This window comes from Methylocystis sp. Uni0008 (genome assembly GCF_056838045.1).
In genome coordinates this window covers 579,189-597,438 of record NZ_CM166370.1, presented here as the reverse complement: position 1 = coordinate 597,438, position 18,250 = coordinate 579,189, and the positions used below count along the sequence as shown (strand labels likewise).

Sequence of the window (18,250 nt, the reverse complement as noted above, 5' to 3'; positions counted from 1 at the left end):
TCATGCTGAGGAGCGAGCGAAGCTCGCGTCGTGAAGCACGAGGCGAGGCTGTGCCGCGCTATAGCGAAGACGACATCATCGCCCGCGTTTTCGCGCCGATCGCCGGCGCCGCGGCGCTCGGTCTGAAGGACGACGCCGCGCTTCTCGCGCCGGAAAGCGCGCCGCTCGTCGTCACGACCGACATGCTCGTCGCGGGCGTGCATTTTTTCGCGCACGACGATCCGTCGTTGATCGCCAGGAAGGCGCTGCGCGTCAATCTTTCCGATCTCGCCGGCAAGGGCGCCGAGCCGATCGGCTTTCTGCTGGCCCTGGCGCTGCCGAGCGACTGGACGAATGACTGGCTCGAAGCCTTCGCCGCAGGACTCGCCGAGGATGCGCGGACCTATGACGCACCGCTCATCGGCGGGGATACGGCCGCCACCCCCGGCCCGCTGACGATTGCGATTACGGCGCTCGGTCGCACGCCGCGCTTCGTGCCGCGCACCGGCGCAAAATCCGGAGACTCCATCTTCGTCTCGGGGCCGATCGGCGACGGCGCGCTGGGTCTCGCGCTGCGACGCGACGCTGCGCTCGCGCGGCGTCTCTCCGATGGCGCCCGTGACTACCTGATCGGGCGCTACCTGCTGCCGCAGCCGCGTCTGGATCTCTCGGCCTGGCTTTCCGCGAACGCGACCGCCGCCATGGACATTTCCGACGGGCTTGCCGGGGATCTCGCCAAGCTCTGCCGGGCGTCCGGCGTGAGCGCCGCCGTCGAACTCGCGTCAGCGCCGCTTTCGGCGGCGGCGCGGGAGGCCATTGCGATTGATCCCGCGCTGTTTGAAGCGGCGATAACTGGCGGAGACGACTACGAAATCCTCTTTGCCGCGAAGCCTGGCGCTTCGGCTCCGGCGCCCGCCTGCCGGATAGGCGAAATTGTGGCGGGAAGCGCGCCGCCGGTCTTCCTCGACATTCAGAAAAAACCCGTCGTTTTCAAAAAATTGTCCTTCCAACACTTCTGAAGAATAGGGCGTCGCGCAGCATTGCCGCGCGGCTACGTTTCTGGCAGAAAGCCCGCCGGAAAGCTGCTGTCCCCGCCGATTCTCTCGGCGGGGCCGCTATCCCTTTTTTCGTTGCGACATCCGCTCGCGGCGACGCGAATAATTCGGCCATTCCCCGGTCGAAGAACGAAAAGGCGAAGCCAAAATGGTTCTGTTTCTAACCATCGTCTTCGGACTGATGTCCGTCGTTTACGGCGTCAAGACGTCTCAGGAATTGCTCGCGGCCGATCCGGGGTCGGCCCGGATGCAGGAAATTTCCGGCGCCGTCGCCGAAGGCGCGCAAGCCTATCTCAACCGCCAATACAAGACCATCGCCATGGTCGGCGGCGTGATCTTTCTCGTCCTCGTCGTGCTGCTCGGCTGGGCCGTCGCCTTTGGCTTCATGCTCGGCGCCGTGCTTTCCGGCGCCGCCGGCTATATCGGCATGAACGTTTCGGTGCGCGCCAACGTCCGCACGGCGCAGGCGGCGACCAAATCGCTCGCGGGCGGCCTCGACATCGCCTTCAAGGCCGGCGCGGTCACCGGACTTCTCGTCGCCGGCCTCGCGCTGCTCGGCGTCGCTGTTTATTACGCGATCCTAACCTGGTTCGCCGGCTATGCGCCTTCGGATCGCACGGTCGTCGACGCGCTGGTCGCGCTGGGCTTCGGCGGCTCGCTGATCTCGATCTTCGCCCGTCTCGGCGGCGGCATCTTCACCAAGGGCGCGGACGTCGGCGCCGATCTTGTCGGCAAGGTCGAAGCCGGCATTCCCGAGGACGACCCACGCAATCCGGCCACGATCGCCGATAACGTCGGCGACAATGTCGGCGACTGCGCCGGCATGGCGGCCGACCTCTTCGAGACCTATGCGGTGACTGTCGTCGCGACCATGGTGCTCGCCTCGATCTTCTTTGCCGGCCAGGAAGGTCTGACGTCGGCGATGATCTATCCGCTCGCGATCGGCGGCCTTTCGATCCTTACCTCGATCGCCGGCACCTACTTCGTGAAGATGGGCGACGACGATACCGAGTGGGGCAAATTCGCCGCGCCCTATTTCAAGAAGCTCGGCATCGAAGATTCCATCATGGGCGCGCTGTACAAGGGCCTCATCGCAACGGGCGTGCTGTCGATCGCGGGCCTGTTTCTGGCGACGACCTTCACCGTCGGCTGGGGCGAGATCGGCAAGGCCAATGGCGAGGCCATTCACGGCTACGGCCTGTTCCTCTCGGGCGTTCTCGGCCTGATCGTCACCGGCGCCATTGTCTACATCACCGAATATTACACCGGCACCGGCAAGCGCCCGGTTGTGTCCATCGCGCAGGCTTCGGTCACGGGCCACGGCACCAACGTTATCCAGGGTCTCGCCGTGTCGCTGGAATCGACCGCGGCGCCGGCGCTGGTCATCGTTCTCGGCATCATTCTCACCTATGAGCTCGGCGGCCTCTACGGCACGGCGATCGCGGTGACGACGATGCTCGGCCTCGCCGGCATGATCGTGGCGCTCGACGCCTTCGGCCCCGTCACCGACAACGCCGGCGGCATCGCCGAAATGTCCGGTCTGCCGAAGGAAGTGCGTCGCAACACAGATGCGCTCGACGCCGTCGGCAACACCACCAAGGCCGTGACCAAGGGCTACGCCATCGGCTCCGCCGGCCTCGGCGCGCTGGTGCTCTTCGCCGCCTACACCAACGATCTGAAGCACTTCATCGATGACGGCGTGCCCTTCTTCAAGGGCATCGAAAAGGTCAATTTCGATCTCTCCAACCCCTATGTCGTGGCGGGCCTCCTCTTCGGCGGCCTCATCCCCTACCTCTTCGGCGGCATCGCCATGACGGCGGTGGGCCGCGCCGCAGGGTCGGTCGTCGTGGAAGTGCGCCGGCAGTTCAAGGAGAAGCCCGGCATCATGGCTGGGACGGATCGCCCTGACTACGGCCGCGCCGTCGATATGCTGACGCAGGCCGCCATCAAGGAGATGATCGTGCCGTCGCTGCTGCCGGTGCTGGCGCCGATCGTCGCCTTCGTCGTCGCCTGGATTCTCGGCGGCAAGGCCAACGCCTTCGCGGCGCTGGGCGCGCTGCTGCTGGGCGTCATCGTCAACGGCCTCTTCGTCGCGATTTCGATGACGTCGGGCGGCGGCGCCTGGGACAACGCCAAGAAGTCCTTTGAAGACGGCTTCATCGACGAAGCCGGGGTCAAGCATGAGAAGGGCTCCGACGCCCACAAGGCGGCGGTGACCGGCGACACGGTCGGCGATCCCTATAAGGACACCGCCGGTCCGGCAGTGAACCCGGCGATCAAGATCACCAACATCGTGGCGCTGCTGATGCTGGCGATCCTGGCGCATTGAGGCGTCGCTTAGTGCGGTTTTGAGAGGGCGGGGGAGACCCCGCCCTTTCTTTTTTGAGCGCCAACTTGAAATTTCAAGATGAAACTAGATATGTTTTCGACATGACTCACGTTCGCGAGAAGTTCGCCACGCAGGTCGATAAAGACCTGCTCGCCGAGATCCGGAAGATCGCAAAGGATGAGGGTCGGCAGCTTCAATCCGTCATCGAGGACGCGCTGCGGGCGCATGTTGAGGAGCGCAGCAAGGCAAAGCCTCGACGTCACGTCATGGACGCCTATCGATCGAGCCTGCCACGCTACGGTGATCTTTATGAGAAGCTCGCAAAGTGAGCGGCAGGCGCACCGACTATCTGACAGTCGCCGAGATACTCGCCATTCACAATGACCTGATCGAACGATACGGCGGCGCCGCAGGGGTGCGTGATCCTGGTCAACTCGAAGCGGCGTTGTTTCGCCCACAAACAGGCTATTACGCCGACGAGATCGCGCAAGCGGCTGCACTATGGGAGAGTCTTTCACAGAACCACGCCTTCGTCGACGGGAACAAGCGCGTCGCCTTCGCGGCGATGCTCGCCTTTCTCACCATCAATGGAATTTCACTAATCGCGAACTCCGACGAAGCGTGGACCTTCGCTTCTACGCTCTACGAGAAGGACGCGTTTCGCTTCGAGACGCTGGAGGCATGGTTGCGCCAGAACTGTCGATGAAATCGCTCAACGTAAGACTCAACCACCTACGCCTCGAGACCACTGGGCCGGGCCGGCCATGTGACTTTCCCGCCGACGTCTCGCATTATGGCGGCGCACACGCGCTCCAGTCGAACCTTCGGCCGCCCGGGCGGACTTCATGACCCATCCTTTCTACTGTCTGCACACGCATGGCTTTGTCCGCGTCGCGGTCGCGACGCCGAATGTGCGAGTGGCTGACCCGGCGTTTAACGTAGCCCGCACGATCGACCTGGCGCGCGAAGCCGATCACCACGGCGCATCGCTTGTGCTGTTTCCCGAACTGGGGCTGTCCTCATACGCGATCGACGATCTCTTGCAGCAGGAGGCGCTGCTCGGCGCGGTCGACGCGGCGCTTATCGAACTCGTCGAGGCGTCTCGCGGCATTCATCCGCTGATCGTCGTCGGCGCGCCGCTGCGTCATCACGGCCGCCTTTACAATTGCGGCGTCGCGATCCTGCGCGGCCGCGTGCTCGCCGTCACGCCGAAAGTGTATCTGCCGAATTATCGCGAGTTTTATGAGCAGCGCCACTTCGCCTCAGGCGCTTTCATCTCGGGCGAGGACATCGAGATCGCCGGACAATACGCGCCCTTCGGCTCCGACACGCTTCTCGAAGCGACGGATTTCCGCGGGCTCGTGATCCACATGGAGATTTGCGAGGACGTATGGGTTCCGATCCCGCCGTCTTCGCGCGCAGCGCTCGCGGGCGCCACGGTGTTGCTCAATCTCTCCGCCTCCAACGCCATCGTCGGAAAGTCGGATTATCGCGAGACGCTCTGCGCCGCGCATTCGGCGCGCTGCATTTCCGCATATCTTTATTCAGCGGCGGGGCAGGGGGAATCGACGACGGATCTTGCCTGGGATGGAGAAGCGCTGATCTGCGAGAAGGGCGATGTTCTCGCCAAGGCGCCGCGCTTTTCCGACGAGCCGCAGCTGACTCTCGCCGATATCGACATCGGCCGTCTGCTTGCCGAGCGGATGCGGCAAGGAACGTTTGGGGCCTGCGCCGACGTCGAACAAGGCGCGACCCAGTATCGCCGTATTCCCTTTGAACTCGCCGCACCATGCGACCGCGACCTTGGATTCTTGCGCGAGGTCGGGCGTTTTCCCTTCGTGCCGGCTGACGAGACGCGACTTGCCGAACTGTGTTTCGAGGCGTTCAACATCCAGTCGCATGGTCTCGAGCAACGATTGCGCGCCACGAAGATCAAGAAGGTGGTGATCGGCGTCTCGGGCGGACTGGATTCGACCCAGGCGCTGCTCGTCGCCGTGACGGCCATGGATGCGCTCGGCCTGCCGCGCGAGAATGTGCTCGGATTCACGCTGCCGGCCTTCGCCACCAGCGAACGCACGAAGTCGAACGCCTGGCGGCTGATGCGCGCGCTCGGCGTTACAGCGCAAGAGATCGACGTCGCTGCGGCCTGCAAGCAGATGCTCATCGATATCGATCATCCCGCGGCGCGTGGCGAGGCGGCATATGACGCGACTTACGAGAATGTGCAGGCGGGCGCACGCACCTCGCTGCTGTTTCGGCTCGCCAACCGCCATAACGCGCTGGTCATCGGCACCGGCGATCTCTCCGAACTGGCGCTTGGTTGGTGCACGTACGGCGTCGGCGATCAGATGTCGCATTACAACGTCAACGCCTCGGTCCCCAAGACGCTGATCCAGCACCTCATCCGCTGGTGCGCGCGCGACGCCCGCTTCGGCGCGGAAACAGTCGCCGTGCTCGAGGACATTCTGGCGACTGAAATCTCGCCGGAGCTCGTGCCCGGCGAGACGGCGCAGCGCACCGAGGCGACAGTCGGGCCCTATGCGCTGCAGGACTTCAATCTCTACTACGCAACCCGCTACGGATTCGCGCCTGCGAAAATCGCCTTCCTCACCTGGCGGGCGTGGCGACACGCAGCTGCTGGATCGTGGCCTGCGGGGGTGTCCGAAGAGGATAAGGTCGAGTACGACCTCTCCACCATCAAGCACTGGCTTTCCGTTTTCGTTAAGCGCTTCTTCGAAGGAAGCCAGTTCAAACGGTCGGCGCTTCCTAACGGACCGAAAGTGAGTTCGGGAGGATCGCTGTCTCCCCGTGGAGACTGGCGGGCGCCATCGGACTCCGTCGCAGACGCCTGGGTCAGCTCGCTCGACGATATTCCTTGACGCCGTCATAACGAAACGAGCCGGCCGCTTTCGTGAAGCGGTCGGCTCATGAACTCACTCGACGTTCGTTGTGCGAAACCGCGTTCCAGTCAGGCGCGTCGGACGAGACCGAGCACGACTGAAACGACGAGCAGCACCAGCGCGACCCAGAACAAAATGCGCGCGCCTTCGACCGCTACGCCGGCGACGCCCCCGAAGCCCAAAAAGGCTGCGATGAGAGCGACGACCAGAAACACGACGGCCCAATACAAAAGGTTGCCCATTTTCTACCTCCGCTTATGAACTCTCGTCCTAGAACGCGTCTGCTGCGAACATGTTCCGAAGGGCCAACGCGCCGCAAACCCGACGGCGCCACTGTTCAGGTCTCGACGCGCGCGGAATCAGCGCTAAAATAGACCAAAGCATTAACTTCACACGTCCTTTAGCCATGTGCTATTCGCTCGAGGCAAGCATTACCGCTGGGCTCGGCTTGGGTTTGGCGGGCTACGGCATGGTTGCGAAGGCCCTGCGCAACGACCGGCGCATGCTGTTCTTCGCCGCGTTCCCCCTCGTCTTCTCGGCGCATCAGTTCGTCGAGGCGGCGGTATGGGTCACGCGCGACGATTCCTCCGCCGGCCAGCCCTTCCGCTATCTCTACACGCTGATCGCCTTCACGGTGTGGCCCGTGCTCACGCCGTTCGCCGCCGCCTATGCCGAATCCGATCCGGAGCGGAAGCGCGTCTGGGGGACCATGGGCGGCGCAGGGCTTGTTCTCGCCGCTTATCTGATCGCGAAGCTTGCCGGGGCCGATGGCATCGACCTCTCGGTGTATCGGCATTCGCTTGCCTACGACCCGCTGTTCGAGCGCCCGCCGCTCATGGCCGATTTTCTTTATCTCGTTCTAACCGTGACGCCGCTCGTCTTCAGCGAGCGCCGCGCGATCAACGTGTTCGGCTTAGCGGTGCTGTCGACGTTCTTTCTCGCGCTCGCCGCCAATCGTCCGGCCTGGTATTCCGTCTGGTGTCTCGCGGCCGCGGTGTTCAGCCTCGTCATCGCCCTGGCGATCGAGGAGGAGAGCACTTCCGATTTCGACGAGGTCGAAGCGTAGCGCTAGACGCTATGCGCCTCATTGGTGGCCCACTCGATATAGCGCTTGCGCAGCAGTCGGCTCGTCTCGCCCGGCGCGCCGGACCCGATGGTGCGGCCGTCGATTGAGACGATCGGCAGCACGAGGTTGGAGGCGCTCGTGAGAAAGGCTTCCCTTGCGTCATACGCCTCGGCGACGGAGAAGCCGCGCTCTTCGATGGCGAACCCTTCGCGCTCGGCGAGCATTTGCACGGCGCTTCGCGTGCAGCCGGGAAGAATCGCGGCGGAGTTCGCACGCGTGACGAGCACGCCCGCCGCGGTGAGAATGAAAGCGGTCGAGGAAGAGCCTTCGGTCACGAGGCCGTCCTGGCCGACCATCCAGGCCTCCTGGCAGCCGGCTTCGAGAGCCGCTTGCTTCGCCAGCACCTGAGCGAGAAGCGCGGTGCTCTTGATGTCGCGTCGGGCCCAACGCAGGTCGGGAACGCAGAGGATTTTCACGCCGCTTTCCGCGGCGGGCGATACGAGGATGTTTTTCCGCTGAACGAAGGCGACGACCGTCGGAGCCGCCCCCGCGGGGAACCCGAAATCGCGTTCGTCGGCGGCGCCTCTGGTGATCTGGAGATAAATGAGGCCTTCGCGCACGCCATTTCTCGCGACGAGTTCGGCCTCGATGTCCGCGATGCGCGCCATCGGCATCGGACTCTCGATGCGCAGTTCCCGCAGCGAACGCGCAAGGCGCGCGAGATGCGCTTCATTGTCGATCAGCGTTCCGCCGATCACCGCGGCCACCTCATAAACGCCATCGGCGAACAGGAAGCCGCGGTCGAGAATCGACACGCGCGCCTCGGCGAGGGGAACGTAACTTCCGTTCACGTAAGCGATATCAGACAAGGGCGGCTCCCGGGGAAGGATGCGCAATCTACAGCAGCGCTCGCGGCTTGTCCCGCCGGCGCTTTCCGCTCTATCGATGAAAATAGACGCTCCTACATAGTGATTTGCGGCGGATCGGCCTGAAGCCTCGTCGCGACCTTGGTCGCGGACGCCGTTGCGCTGGCGCGCTCTGGAAGCGGATAACTGCGCTTAACGGCGGGAAGGGGGACACTTGGGCGAGGAAATCAAGACAACGGGCTTTACGCCGGCCGATAAGGCGCGGTTTGCCGCGCGCCTTGCCCAGGAGACGCAGATCGCCCGCAGCCTGTTCGAGCAGGACCGGTTTTCGCGAGATGGCCACATGGTGGGCTTCGAAATCGAAACCTGGATCGTCGATCACAATTACGCGCCTTCCTCGATCAACCAGGCGGTCCTCGAAACCCTGGATCATCCCCTGGTCGTGCCGGAGCTGTCGCAATTTAACCTCGAGTTGAATTGCTCGCCTTTCCAGCTCCAGGGAGACGCGCTGACGCAAGCGCACAAATCGCTGACCGACCTATGGGCGACGTGCAACGACGTCGCGCATCAGCTCGACGCCAATCTCGTGATGATCGGCACGCTGCCGACGATCCGTGACGGCGATCTGACGCTCGCCAATATGTCGCCGCTCAACCGCTATTATGCGCTCAATCAGGAAGTGCTGCGGCTGCGCGGCGGACAGCCGCTGCACGTCAACATCGCCGGCCGCGACCGGCTCGCCTCGGTGCATCGCGACGTGATGCTCGAGGCGGCGACCACGTCATTCCAGATCCATCTGAAAGCTCCGGCGGATCTCGCGCACCTTTACTACAACGCGTCGACGGCGGCCTCGGGACCGATTCTCGCCGCCTGCGCCAATGCGCCTTTCCTTTTCGGCAAGGCCCTGTGGGAGGAAACGCGCATACCGCTGTTCGAACAGGCGGTGAAAGTGCCGGGGCCGGCGCGCGTCTGCATGGGCTCCGGCTATGCGACGCGTTCCCTCATCGAAGTCTTCGAGGAGAATTTGCGCGACTATGACGCGCTTCTTCCGATGACCTATGACGATCCGCCCGAGGCGATGCGCCATCTGCGGCTGCATAATGGGGTGATCTGGCGCTGGAATCGGCCGCTGATCGGCTTCGACGAGAGCGGGGCGCCGCATCTGCGGGTGGAGCACCGGATTCTGCCGGCGGGGCCGACCTTCACCGATATGATGGCGAACGCCGCCCTCTACCTCGGCCTGGCGCGGGCGCTCGCCATGTCCGGAGACAACGGCGCCGGCGGTCTCACCTTTAACGAGGCCAAGCGCAATTTCTACGCCGCCGCGCGGTTTGGCCTCGACGCGACACTCGAATGGCCGGGGGCAGGGGAGATCGCCGCAGATCGTCTACTGCTGGAGCGCCTCATTCCTGACGCCAGGGCAGGGCTTCGTGACTTGGGCGTCGCTGAAGCCGATTTCCTCGACGTCATCGAAGCGCGGGTTCAGTCGCGCCAGACCGGGGCGGCGTGGCAGCGAAAAGCCCTTGAGGCGCGCGGCGGGGACCTTTATGGCCTGATGGCGGCCTATTGTGAGCGCCAGCGGAGCGGCGCGCCCGTCCATCAGTGGGAAATATGAGGAGAACAGTGACCGACGCGCCCTGCGCCTTGCTTGACCGGCTGCCCGACGGATTTCTCGACTGCCCCGCCAATCGCCTGAAGGACATCCTGCCGCGACCGACCCTGTTCGACCTTCCGGGCCGCGATCCGAAGCCGCTGTTCGTGTCGACGCTCTTGCATGGCAACGAAACGAGCGGACTCGCCGCCGTGCAGGAGGTGCTGCGCCGTCATGCCGCGCGCGGGCTCAACCGCTCGCTCATCCTGTTCGTCGGCAATGTCGAAGCGGCGGCGGCGAATCTGCGCACGCTGCCCGGTCAGCGCGACTTCAACCGGGTGTGGCCCGGCACCGCGTTTCCCGACGATCCGCTCGCCGATATGGCGCGCTGGATCTGTGAGTATGTCGGCAAGCGCGACGCTTTCGCCGCGGTCGACATCCACAACAACACGGGGTTCAATCCTCACTACAGCTGCATCAGCAAGCTTGAACCGAAATATGTCGCGCTGGCGCAGCTTTTTTCCCGCATCGTGGTGCATTTTCAGCGCCCGCGCGGCACCTGCGCGGCGGCCTTCGCCGAACTCTGCCCGGCGATCACGGTTGAGTGCGGCAAGTCAGGAGTCGACGCAGGCGTCGCTCATGCGATCGAATTGCTTGAGGCCTGCCTCTCGATCACGGAGCTACCGGACCATGCGCCGGCGCCTCACGACGTGGAACTGCTGCGGACCTGCGCCATCGTGAAGCCGCCGGCCGGCGCGAGCTTCTCCTTCGATGGAACGCCCGCGGACTTTTTGTTCCGTCCCGATATCGACCATCTCAATTTCAGCGAATTGAGTGCGGGCGCCTCATTCGGCGCCTTGGGCGATGAAGGCGCGCGCCTGGAAGTCCTGCCGGGCGACGGATTCGATGCGCAGCCGATCAATTATTTCGATTACGCAGGCGGCGAGATCAGGCTCGCGCGCCCCGCCATCCCGGCGATGCTGACCGTCGATCCGCGCGCGGTGAAGCAGGATTGCCTGTGTTATCTGATGCACCGCATCGGCATGGACGGATAGAGAGCGACGCTAGGGCGTTTCCGGACGAACATCCTCGATCACATAGAGGCCCTTGGCGTCGCGGCTGATCGTGAATTTGATCTTCATGCCCTTCGACAGTTTCGCGAGATCGACGCCCGGCGCGACGTGAAACGCCATCGTCATGGCGGACATTTCCAGCGCTCCCGTGACCGGACCGTGCGTGATCATCAGCCTTCGCTCGTCGGCGTCGATGGCTCTGACGACGCCCTCGCCTTGCCCTGTTGTCTTCTCCGCCTTTTCCGCCTGTGCGACGGAACCACGCGGCGCATGCTCCGCCGCGCGAAGGGGAACGCCGCCAATTCCCGGGGGAACGGCGGCGCATGCCGCGATGAGCCACATCGATAAAAGCTTGGTTTTCATCGCAGCCCCCTTTCTGTCTCTCGCCGACCGCTAGACCTTACGGCATTCGTCGGCGCATTTCTGGCACGCTTTTCCGCAAGCCGTGCATTCGGCGATGTTCGGGAACTTGTCGCACTGTTTCTTGCAGTCCTCGCAAATCACCGCCACCGTCTTCGCGAGCGGACCGACTTGCGACGAATTGACCGCGGCGAGCGACGCGAGCGCATTGCAGGCGGCGACGAGCTGGAATGCGGCGTTAGCGCATTCCGCCATGCTCGTGTCTTTCATCGCAAACATGCCGAAGCAGTGGCGGAGGCAGTCATTGCCGGTCGAGACGCACTCGATGCTGGCATTTTCCAAACTTTTGTACAGCGCCGGATGCATATCCTGCATTGCGGCGCCGCCGGCTGGCGCCGTGCCCGTCGCCTGAGCGAAGGCTTGTGTGGCGGACGCGACCGCGGCTGCAGTCCCGACAGCGATGAATTCGCGACGTTCCATGGTTCCTTCCTCCGTGTGGGAGTCTGATGGGTAGTGCGGACGTTGATAGCGCGCGTTTATGCGCCGGCTTTTTCCGTCGAAGGTCTTCGCACTGACGTAGGCGTTACCTACGCCGAAAGATGACGCTCAGACTATTGGCCGGCATTTCCACGACCTGAGGCTCTCCAAATCCTTTCTCCCGCGCGACCTCAGCGACTTCGTCGAGATCGCGGATTCCCCATGAGGGGTTGCGTGCGCGAAGGCTTGCGTCGAACGCGGCGTTGCTCGGCGCAGTGTGCGCGCCGCCGCGCCTGTATGGTCCGTATAGATAGAGCGGCGCTCCAGCAGGCAAAGTCCTGCCTGCGCCTTCGAACAACGCTTGCGTCGCGCTCCAGGGCGAAATGTTAATCATGTTGATGCAGATGATGGCGTCAGCGGCGCCGACAGGCCAGGGAAACGCCTCGACGTCTAGCACAAGCGGCGCAAGCACGTTGCTCAGGCCGCTTGCGGCGATCCACGCGGCGATGCTCTCGCGCGCCTCGGCGCTCGGGTCGGACGGACGGAATGTCAGATGGGGCAAATGCTCGGCGAAAAACGTGACGTGTTCGCCGGCGCCGCTCGCGATCTCCAGCGCAAGTCCCTTCGCTGGCAGGACGTTGCGCAGAACGTCGAAAATTGGTTGGCGATTGCGCGCGGTCGATGGCGCGAAAAGTCGCTTGTCGTTCATTTTGCTTCTCTCGGTCGCGCACGCGACTCTGCTTGCGTATGTTCTAATGTTTCTCGGTCGCAATCTCATGACGCAAGTTAAACCGACGATGTCGTCGCGACTTCGCGATGCTGCAGTCTGTCGCGATCTGCGTTCTTCGCAAGAGTGGGTTTCCGGGCACGAAATTTGATGGGCATACGAGGGCAGGTCGGCGACAGGCGCCATTCAAGAAAGGCGCCCGCGGGACGGCGCATTGAGGCTCTCACTTGACCTGCACGGGGGTACGAAATGTCGCAAATCTTCGAGCTGGTCGCCTCAAAGCATCGCGCGTTTGTCGCATTGGCGACGCTGCGCCTTCCGGGTCAACCGCCTCGTCGCTTCACGGAAGAAGAGGCGGCGATCCTCTCGCGCGCCCTCGAGTCAGTCGCCAACGGCGATCGGCGCACCCATCAAATTTATATGAGCCCCATCGCCAGCGATCATGATTTCGACGCGCGGGTCGAAGAAAGCGGTCTGGTCGTTTCTTTGGAAGGTCGCGGAGACATCAAACTCGACTGGAACGAAGCGCGCGCCTTGGCCGAAGAGTTGCGAAGGTTCGCTTCGCGATAGGGCGGGCAGACCTATTTGCCGACAAGCTCAAACTGCGCCAGGACGGGCGCGTGAAGCGAGCCTTCGATAAATTCCTCCGCAAAGGCTTCGTCCGCGAGCCCTTCGTTCAGGATCGCCGTTTCGCGCCAGGCGGCTGCGAGCGCCTGCGAGGCGAGGAGGTGATCGATCAGCATCGGGCGCCCCGCGTGAATCACGGTGAAGCGCCGCGCCGGCGCGACGCGTTCTTCCAAGGGGATGAGAACCCGCGCGCCAGCTGCGACGTCGTCTCCGCCGCCCCTCAGAAGCCGGGTCGGCGCGTCATGCTCATCCGCGTTGAAATCGCCGGCGATTGCGATCAGCGCCTCCGGCTCGGCGTCGAACAGCGTCTCGGCGAACAAGCGGGCTTCCAGCGCCTGCCCCTCACGCTTGAGCGCCGCCACGAACTGGCCCTCGATTTGCGCGCGGCTTGATCCCACGCCCCGAGCCGTCGCGACGGGAATCGCGCGCGGCGCCCGCAAATGCAGATTGATCACATGGAGCGCGCCGCCGTTGGGAAGCTCCACGGCCACATAGAGCAGCGGTCTGTCCCAGACGATATCCACCGGCTCAGGCAGGGAGCCGTCGGCCTCGCGCGGCGGCGGCCATGCCCAGCGGGCGACAATGTCATGGTGGATCTGCCTCTGCGCCTTTATCGGCCATCGCGACAGGATCGCGAGATTGTGCACGTCGGCAGGGCCGTCGCCGCCGGGCCTTACCGTCGTCGCCCGGTAAAAAGTCGCGTAGCTAGTCGTTTCGAGCAACTGATCGAGCGCGATATACTGCCGCGCCCCGCGGTTGTGAATCCGCTGCGCATGAATCTCCTGCAGGCACAATATGTCGGCGTCGAGCGCATCGAGGAGGGGGCGCAGCGCTCTGGTTCGCCGCGCGAATGCCTCGGTCTTGGTCGCCTGCCAATCGAGATTCTCAAGATTGAACGTCGCGAGTCGGAGCGCTTGCATCTGCAATCATCGCCCGAACAGCTCGCGTCCGCCAGCAGATTGCGCCTCGACGGCGTCGACATTTAGCGGCAGTATCGGCAATATTTCCAATTCGGGAGAGCGATGTGTCCCTGTTTGACGGGATTCCTTTTTTTGCCGGTCTTGACCCCACGCGCGGCGAGCAGTTCGCGCGGCATTGCGTGCGCAGGCGCTACGCCGAGCATGAGCTGGTCCTCGACTTCGACGATCCTTCCACCGACGTTTATTTCATCGTCAGCGGCGACGTTCGGGTGCTGATTCGAACCGCGGCCGGCAAGGAAATGATTTTCGGAGACTTCGGGCCGGGCAAGTTCTTCGGCGAAATGGCGGCGGTCGACGGGGCGAAGCGCTCCGCGAATGTGACCGCGCTCACCAACGCTGAATTATTGCTTGTGCCGCCATCCGTGTTCAAGGAAATCGTTTTCAGCGAGCCGGAGATTTGCGAGCGGCTGCTGCGTCTGCTGACCGCGCGCGTGCGGGAGCTGAATACGCGCCTCTTCGAACGTTCCGTGCTTGACCTGAAGCATCGGCTCTATTCCGAACTGTTGCGCATGTCGGCGCCGCGCAAAGGGTCGCCGGGGCAGTCGATCGTTTCGCCGCCGCCGTTTCAGCACGATCTCGCCGCGCGAATCGGCTGTCGGCGGGAACAGGTGAGCCGCGAACTCTCGGCGATGATCGACGAAGGACTTGCCGAAAAAATTCGCGGCGGCCTCGTGCTGCTGCGCCCGGCCGTTCTGGAAAAGCGCGTTCAGGAAGCGCTCAACGAAGCCGAATGACCTGTGTGCGTTCTCGCACAAACGGATGAGGATCCGGGCGCTACCATCGCTATGCTGCCGATAAGGGGCAAAGGCCTCGGCAGAGGAAGCGATTGGGAGAAGCCAAATGATTCCCGAACTCACGCCGATCGAGCGTTGCGCCGAGGTGGCGGGGCTGCGCGGTCACGAACTCATCCTGGGCGTGAGCCCGAGCGACAAGCATCATCGAATGCTGGCGCGCTATCGTCGCGCCGTCTCGCTTGACGCGGCGCGCCGGCGCGTAGTCGCGGACATTCGCAGCGCGGTGGAAATCGGCGCGTCTCGGCGCGCCGCCGACCTGCTGATCGTGCTGCGCTGGCTCCTCGCGCCGAGCGCCTCATGCGACGAATCCCGCACTCTCGCCCGTCCACGCCGCCGCGCCTTTTCCGCGCGCTGGCGCAGAGGCGTGGTTCCGACTGTCGTCGCGCAGCAGTCCTCGCAAGTCGGCGAAGTGATCTCTCTCTTCGATGGCGGCCTGCGGCGTTAATGCGGCGTGGCCGCTGTGGTTTCAGGGCAACACCCGCGAATTTGTTTTGCCGGCCACGCGCAGCCCAAGGGCACGTCAGACAGGCCGTAAGCCTTTGCTGCATAGCCCTAAATCGAGACAATCACGCTTCGGCGTGTTGTTTTTCCGACCGACGCCTGAGAGCGACGCAAGCTTGCCACTCCAGGCGACATGAGTCAGCTTCCGCTCCAGCTGACGGTCAGGGCTTCGGTCGCCGGTTTTCCGATCCTTTACGGGAGCTTGCCATTTATGTTCGCATTTAGAGCGGCGTCGAGGCTTGCAGGCGCATTGTTCGCCGCATTTACGCTATTTGGTCCGGCTCTGGCGCAAGACCCGCGCGCCGAACAGCAGCGCCTCGCGGCCTACATTCAGCATAATCCGACCGACTATGATGCGACCTATCGCTACGTCCTGCTTTCGACGGAGCTGCGCGACTACGAGGCGGGAATAGGCGCGCTCGAGCGTCTCCTGATGTTCAACCCGAATCTGTCGCGCGCACGAAAGGAGCTCGGCTTCCTCTACGCGCGGCTCGGCGCCTATGAACTGTCGGCGCAGCATTTGCGCAAGGCGGTCGCCGAAGGCGGCCTCGATCCGGTTCAGCTCGCGCAGATCGAAGCGCAGCTGCCCGACATCGAAAAGCGCACTCAGGCGAGCCGGCTCTATCTGCGGATGCATGTCGGTCTGCGGGCGCAGTCGAACGCGAACTTCTTCCCGACCAACAATCTGTTCCAGGTCGGCGGCGTCGGCGTCGCTTCGGCCGCTTCGCGCAAGGGCGACGTCAACAGTTTCCAGCTGGTGCAGGCCGCGCATGACCTCGATTTCCAGAATGCGCGCGGCGATCAGCTGGAGACGCGGGTGACCGGCTACGCCACGCAGCAGTTCCGCCTGCCGCAATACAGCGTGGCGCTGTTCGCCGGCTCGATCGGTCCGCGCATTCATATCGCGCCGGACCTTTATCCAGGCCTCTCGATCAAGCCCTACGTGACAGGCGCCGTGGCGCTGCTCGGCGGCAGCAATTATCTGAACGCCGGCGGCGCCGGCATGAGTTTCGGCGCCGAACTCACACCGGACCTTTGGTTCGAGCCGGGCGCCGAATGGCGCGCGATCTGGGTCGATCCGTCGCCGGGCTACCTCGGCTATCTCGGCTTTTCGCCCTATTCGACAGTCTCCACGCTGGCGACCGGCGACGTGGTCACCGGCTACCTGAGCAGCTCATACAGACTGACCAATGATCTGAGGCTCGAAGGTCGCGCCGCCTATACCCGCGCCTGGGCCGGCAATCCGCAGCAGTCGTCCGACCAGGTCGACCTTCAGGCGATGCTTCGATACGAGCTCGATCCGCCATTTGCGATCATTCCGCGCAGATGGACCATCGCGCCCTACGGCCGCTTCACGCATCTTGCCTTCGACGCCGCCAATCCGGTGATCAATCCCTTCGTCGCGCGCCGCGATACGGTGTGGATCGGCGGTCTGATGGTCGACTTGCCGGTCACTGCGTATTTCGGTTTCGCCGGCAACGTCGAATATGCGCGCAACGACTCGAACATTCCGAATTTCAAGACCGAGAACGTGTCCGTCAGTTTCGGGCCGACGGCGAAGTTCTGACGGAGACCATAGATGAAAAAGCTCTCCGCAGCCGCCACAACCGCTCTCGCGCTCGTCGCGAGCCCGGCGCTCGCCGAAAATGTCGGCAATGTCGGCGCGGTCAATCAGTCCGCGCATGGCACGCCCCCGGGCGCGGCGAAGCGCTCGCTCTCGGTGGGGCTTGGCGTGCAGCGTCGCGAGCGTATCGAGACGAGTCCCGATGGCAGCGCCCAGATCGTCTTCAACGACACCTCGACGATGACTGTCGGGCGCAACAGCGCGGTCACCGTTGACGATTTCGTCTATTCCGGGCCGGGGCGCGGCCAGCAGGGCGTGTCGATGGCGAAGGGCGTGATGCGCTTCGTCGGCGGCGGCGTCAGCCATGACGGCGGGACAAGGCTGCGGACGCCGACGGCGTCGATCGGCGTGCGCGGCGGAACGGCGTTGGTTCGCATCGGCGGTTCCTGCGGCACGCTCATCGTGCATCAATACGGGTTCATCGATGTAGGCGGGCAGGCGCTCACTCGGCCGGGTTACGGCGTTTGCGCGCCGAGCGGCGGGCCGGTTTCCGAGCCCTTTCTCGTGCCGCCGGAAACCATCGCCGAAATTATCGCGGCGCTGGAGAGCGGAAAACGGCAGCGCGGCGGCGCCAGACGCGAGCCGACAAACGACGAGGCGAATCTCGCGCTCGGCAACGACCGTCCGCCGGACGTCGTCAGTTCGCCGGGCTTGGACGCTCTTGGGCCGGTGTGGTTCGGCAACGCGCTGGTGCAGAGCCGCGCCAATGTCGACAACCAGCCCGCGCCCCTTCCGACGCCGGCGCGCCAAGGCGGGCATGACGACCACCACGGCGGCGGCGATCATGGCGGCGGCGATCATGGCGGACACGATCATGGCGGCCACGGCGACCACGGCGGCCATGGCGAAGGCGGACATGGAGGCCATGGCGAGGGCGGCCATGGCGGTGGGTATGGCGGTGGCCATGGCGGCCATGGCGAAGGCGGCGAATACGGCGGCGGTCATGGCGAGGGCGGCCACGGCGAGGGCGGCCACGGCGGCGGCTATGAGGGCGGTGAAGGCGGCCACGGCGGCAACTATGGCGGCGCCCATGGCGAAGGAGGTCATGGCGGCGATCATGGCGGCGAAGGAAGTCATGGCGGCGGATACGAAGGCGGCGAGGGCGGCGGCCAATACGGCGGCGGCTCAGAGGGCAGTCATGGCGGCGGCTACGAAGGCGGCGAAGGCGGCGGCCAATACGGCGGCTCCGAGGGCAGCCAGGGGAGTCACGGAAGTAGTGGCCACGGAAGCAGCGGTCACGAAGGCGGGCCCGTTGCGCTCGATGGACCCGGGCATTAGTTCTGCGGCGTCGCCTTCTTGGC

At 64.1% G+C, this 18,250-nt stretch carries 19 protein-coding genes; 13 read left to right on the top strand and 6 right to left on the bottom strand.

All coding sequences use genetic code 11. The annotated features are described in order from the left end of the window. The first annotated feature begins 50 nt into the window (after positions 1–50). The 5 genes from thiL to AC0X69_RS02965 all read left to right on the top strand — a co-directional run bounded on the left by thiL (position 51) and on the right by AC0X69_RS02965 (position 6,242). Complete coding sequence (thiL, locus tag AC0X69_RS02985; RefSeq protein ID WP_482611146.1) at positions 51–998, top strand: thiamine-phosphate kinase; 948 nt, start codon at positions 51–53, stop codon at positions 996–998. Between the two features lie 184 nt (positions 999–1,182). Continuing rightward, the gene (locus AC0X69_RS02980) at positions 1,183–3,363 is read left to right on the top strand and encodes a sodium-translocating pyrophosphatase (protein WP_482611144.1); all 2,181 of its coding nucleotides are present in this window, start codon (positions 1,183–1,185) and stop codon (positions 3,361–3,363) included. Positions 3,364–3,464: 101 nt separating this feature from the next. Then, complete coding sequence (locus tag AC0X69_RS02975; RefSeq protein ID WP_482611142.1) at positions 3,465–3,692, top strand: hypothetical protein; 228 nt, start codon at positions 3,465–3,467, stop codon at positions 3,690–3,692. Next, the gene (locus tag AC0X69_RS02970) at positions 3,689–4,069 is read left to right on the top strand and encodes a type II toxin-antitoxin system death-on-curing family toxin (RefSeq protein WP_482611140.1); all 381 of its coding nucleotides are present in this window, start codon (positions 3,689–3,691) and stop codon (positions 4,067–4,069) included. The genes AC0X69_RS02975 and AC0X69_RS02970 overlap by 4 nt, the downstream gene beginning before the upstream one ends. Positions 4,070–4,208: 139 nt before the next feature. After that, on the top strand, positions 4,209–6,242 hold the full coding sequence (locus tag AC0X69_RS02965; protein ID WP_482611138.1) for an NAD(+) synthase: 2,034 nt from the start codon (positions 4,209–4,211) through the stop codon (positions 6,240–6,242). A gap of 89 nt (positions 6,243–6,331) precedes the next feature. Here the strand turns inward: AC0X69_RS02965 and AC0X69_RS02960 are convergent, their stop codons facing one another. Next, on the bottom strand, positions 6,332–6,505 hold the full coding sequence (locus tag AC0X69_RS02960; RefSeq protein WP_482611136.1) for a DUF1328 domain-containing protein: 174 nt from the start codon (positions 6,503–6,505) through the stop codon (positions 6,332–6,334). Positions 6,506–6,669: 164 nt separating this feature from the next. On the opposite strand from AC0X69_RS02960, the gene AC0X69_RS02955 reads away from it, so the two are divergent. Next, positions 6,670–7,329, top strand: a complete 660-nt coding sequence (locus AC0X69_RS02955) for a DUF6629 family protein (protein WP_482611134.1) — start codon at positions 6,670–6,672, stop codon at positions 7,327–7,329. 2 nt (positions 7,330–7,331) lie between these two features. On the opposite strand, the gene AC0X69_RS02950 is transcribed toward AC0X69_RS02955, so the two are convergent. After that, complete coding sequence (locus tag AC0X69_RS02950; RefSeq protein WP_482611132.1) at positions 7,332–8,198, bottom strand: D-amino-acid transaminase; 867 nt, start codon at positions 8,196–8,198, stop codon at positions 7,332–7,334. A 211-nt stretch (positions 8,199–8,409) separates the two neighbouring features. On the opposite strand from AC0X69_RS02950, the gene AC0X69_RS02945 reads away from it, so the two are divergent. Together AC0X69_RS02945 and AC0X69_RS02940 are read left to right on the top strand one after the other, a co-directional pair. Beyond that, complete coding sequence (locus AC0X69_RS02945) at positions 8,410–9,810, top strand: glutamate-cysteine ligase family protein (protein ID WP_482611130.1); 1,401 nt, start codon at positions 8,410–8,412, stop codon at positions 9,808–9,810. Beyond that, positions 9,807–10,841, top strand: a complete 1,035-nt coding sequence (locus AC0X69_RS02940; protein WP_482611128.1) for a M14 family metallopeptidase — start codon at positions 9,807–9,809, stop codon at positions 10,839–10,841. The genes AC0X69_RS02945 and AC0X69_RS02940 overlap by 4 nt, the downstream gene beginning before the upstream one ends. Positions 10,842–10,850: 9 nt before the next feature. Here AC0X69_RS02940 and AC0X69_RS02935 read toward each other — a convergent pair whose 3' ends face one another. The 3 genes from AC0X69_RS02935 to AC0X69_RS02925 form a co-directional block, all read right to left on the bottom strand. Next, positions 10,851–11,222 (bottom strand): copper-binding protein, encoded by a 372-nt coding sequence (locus tag AC0X69_RS02935; RefSeq protein WP_482611126.1) that lies wholly within the window; start codon positions 11,220–11,222, stop codon positions 10,851–10,853. 30 nt (positions 11,223–11,252) lie between these two features. Further along, positions 11,253–11,699 (bottom strand): four-helix bundle copper-binding protein, encoded by a 447-nt coding sequence (locus AC0X69_RS02930; protein WP_482611124.1) that lies wholly within the window; start codon positions 11,697–11,699, stop codon positions 11,253–11,255. A 103-nt stretch (positions 11,700–11,802) separates the two neighbouring features. Then, positions 11,803–12,405, bottom strand: coding sequence for a DUF938 domain-containing protein (locus AC0X69_RS02925; RefSeq protein WP_482611122.1), 603 nt, complete (start codon positions 12,403–12,405; stop codon positions 11,803–11,805). Between the two features lie 267 nt (positions 12,406–12,672). Here AC0X69_RS02925 and AC0X69_RS02920 point away from each other — a divergent pair, with 267 nt between their 5' ends. Continuing rightward, entirely contained in the window at positions 12,673–12,993 is a 321-nt protein-coding gene (locus AC0X69_RS02920) for a hypothetical protein (protein WP_482611121.1), read from the top strand. Positions 12,994–13,004: 11 nt separating this feature from the next. On the opposite strand, the gene AC0X69_RS02915 is transcribed toward AC0X69_RS02920, so the two are convergent. Then, positions 13,005–13,970, bottom strand: coding sequence for an endonuclease/exonuclease/phosphatase family protein (locus AC0X69_RS02915; protein ID WP_482611119.1), 966 nt, complete (start codon positions 13,968–13,970; stop codon positions 13,005–13,007). Between the two features lie 104 nt (positions 13,971–14,074). Between AC0X69_RS02915 and AC0X69_RS02910 the strand changes: the two genes are divergently transcribed. From AC0X69_RS02910 to AC0X69_RS02895, 4 genes are all read left to right on the top strand, one after another. Then, positions 14,075–14,764, top strand: a complete 690-nt coding sequence (locus AC0X69_RS02910; RefSeq protein ID WP_482611117.1) for a Crp/Fnr family transcriptional regulator — start codon at positions 14,075–14,077, stop codon at positions 14,762–14,764. A gap of 106 nt (positions 14,765–14,870) precedes the next feature. Then, a complete protein-coding gene (locus tag AC0X69_RS02905; protein WP_482611115.1) occupies positions 14,871–15,269 on the top strand; it encodes a polysaccharide deacetylase in 399 nt (132 codons plus the stop codon). A 267-nt stretch (positions 15,270–15,536) separates the two neighbouring features. After that, positions 15,537–16,892, top strand: coding sequence for a tetratricopeptide repeat protein (locus AC0X69_RS02900; protein ID WP_482611113.1), 1,356 nt, complete (start codon positions 15,537–15,539; stop codon positions 16,890–16,892). Between the two features lie 12 nt (positions 16,893–16,904). Continuing rightward, entirely contained in the window at positions 16,905–18,227 is a 1,323-nt protein-coding gene (locus AC0X69_RS02895; RefSeq protein WP_482611111.1) for a FecR family protein, read from the top strand. Positions 18,228–18,250: the final 23 nt, after the last annotated feature.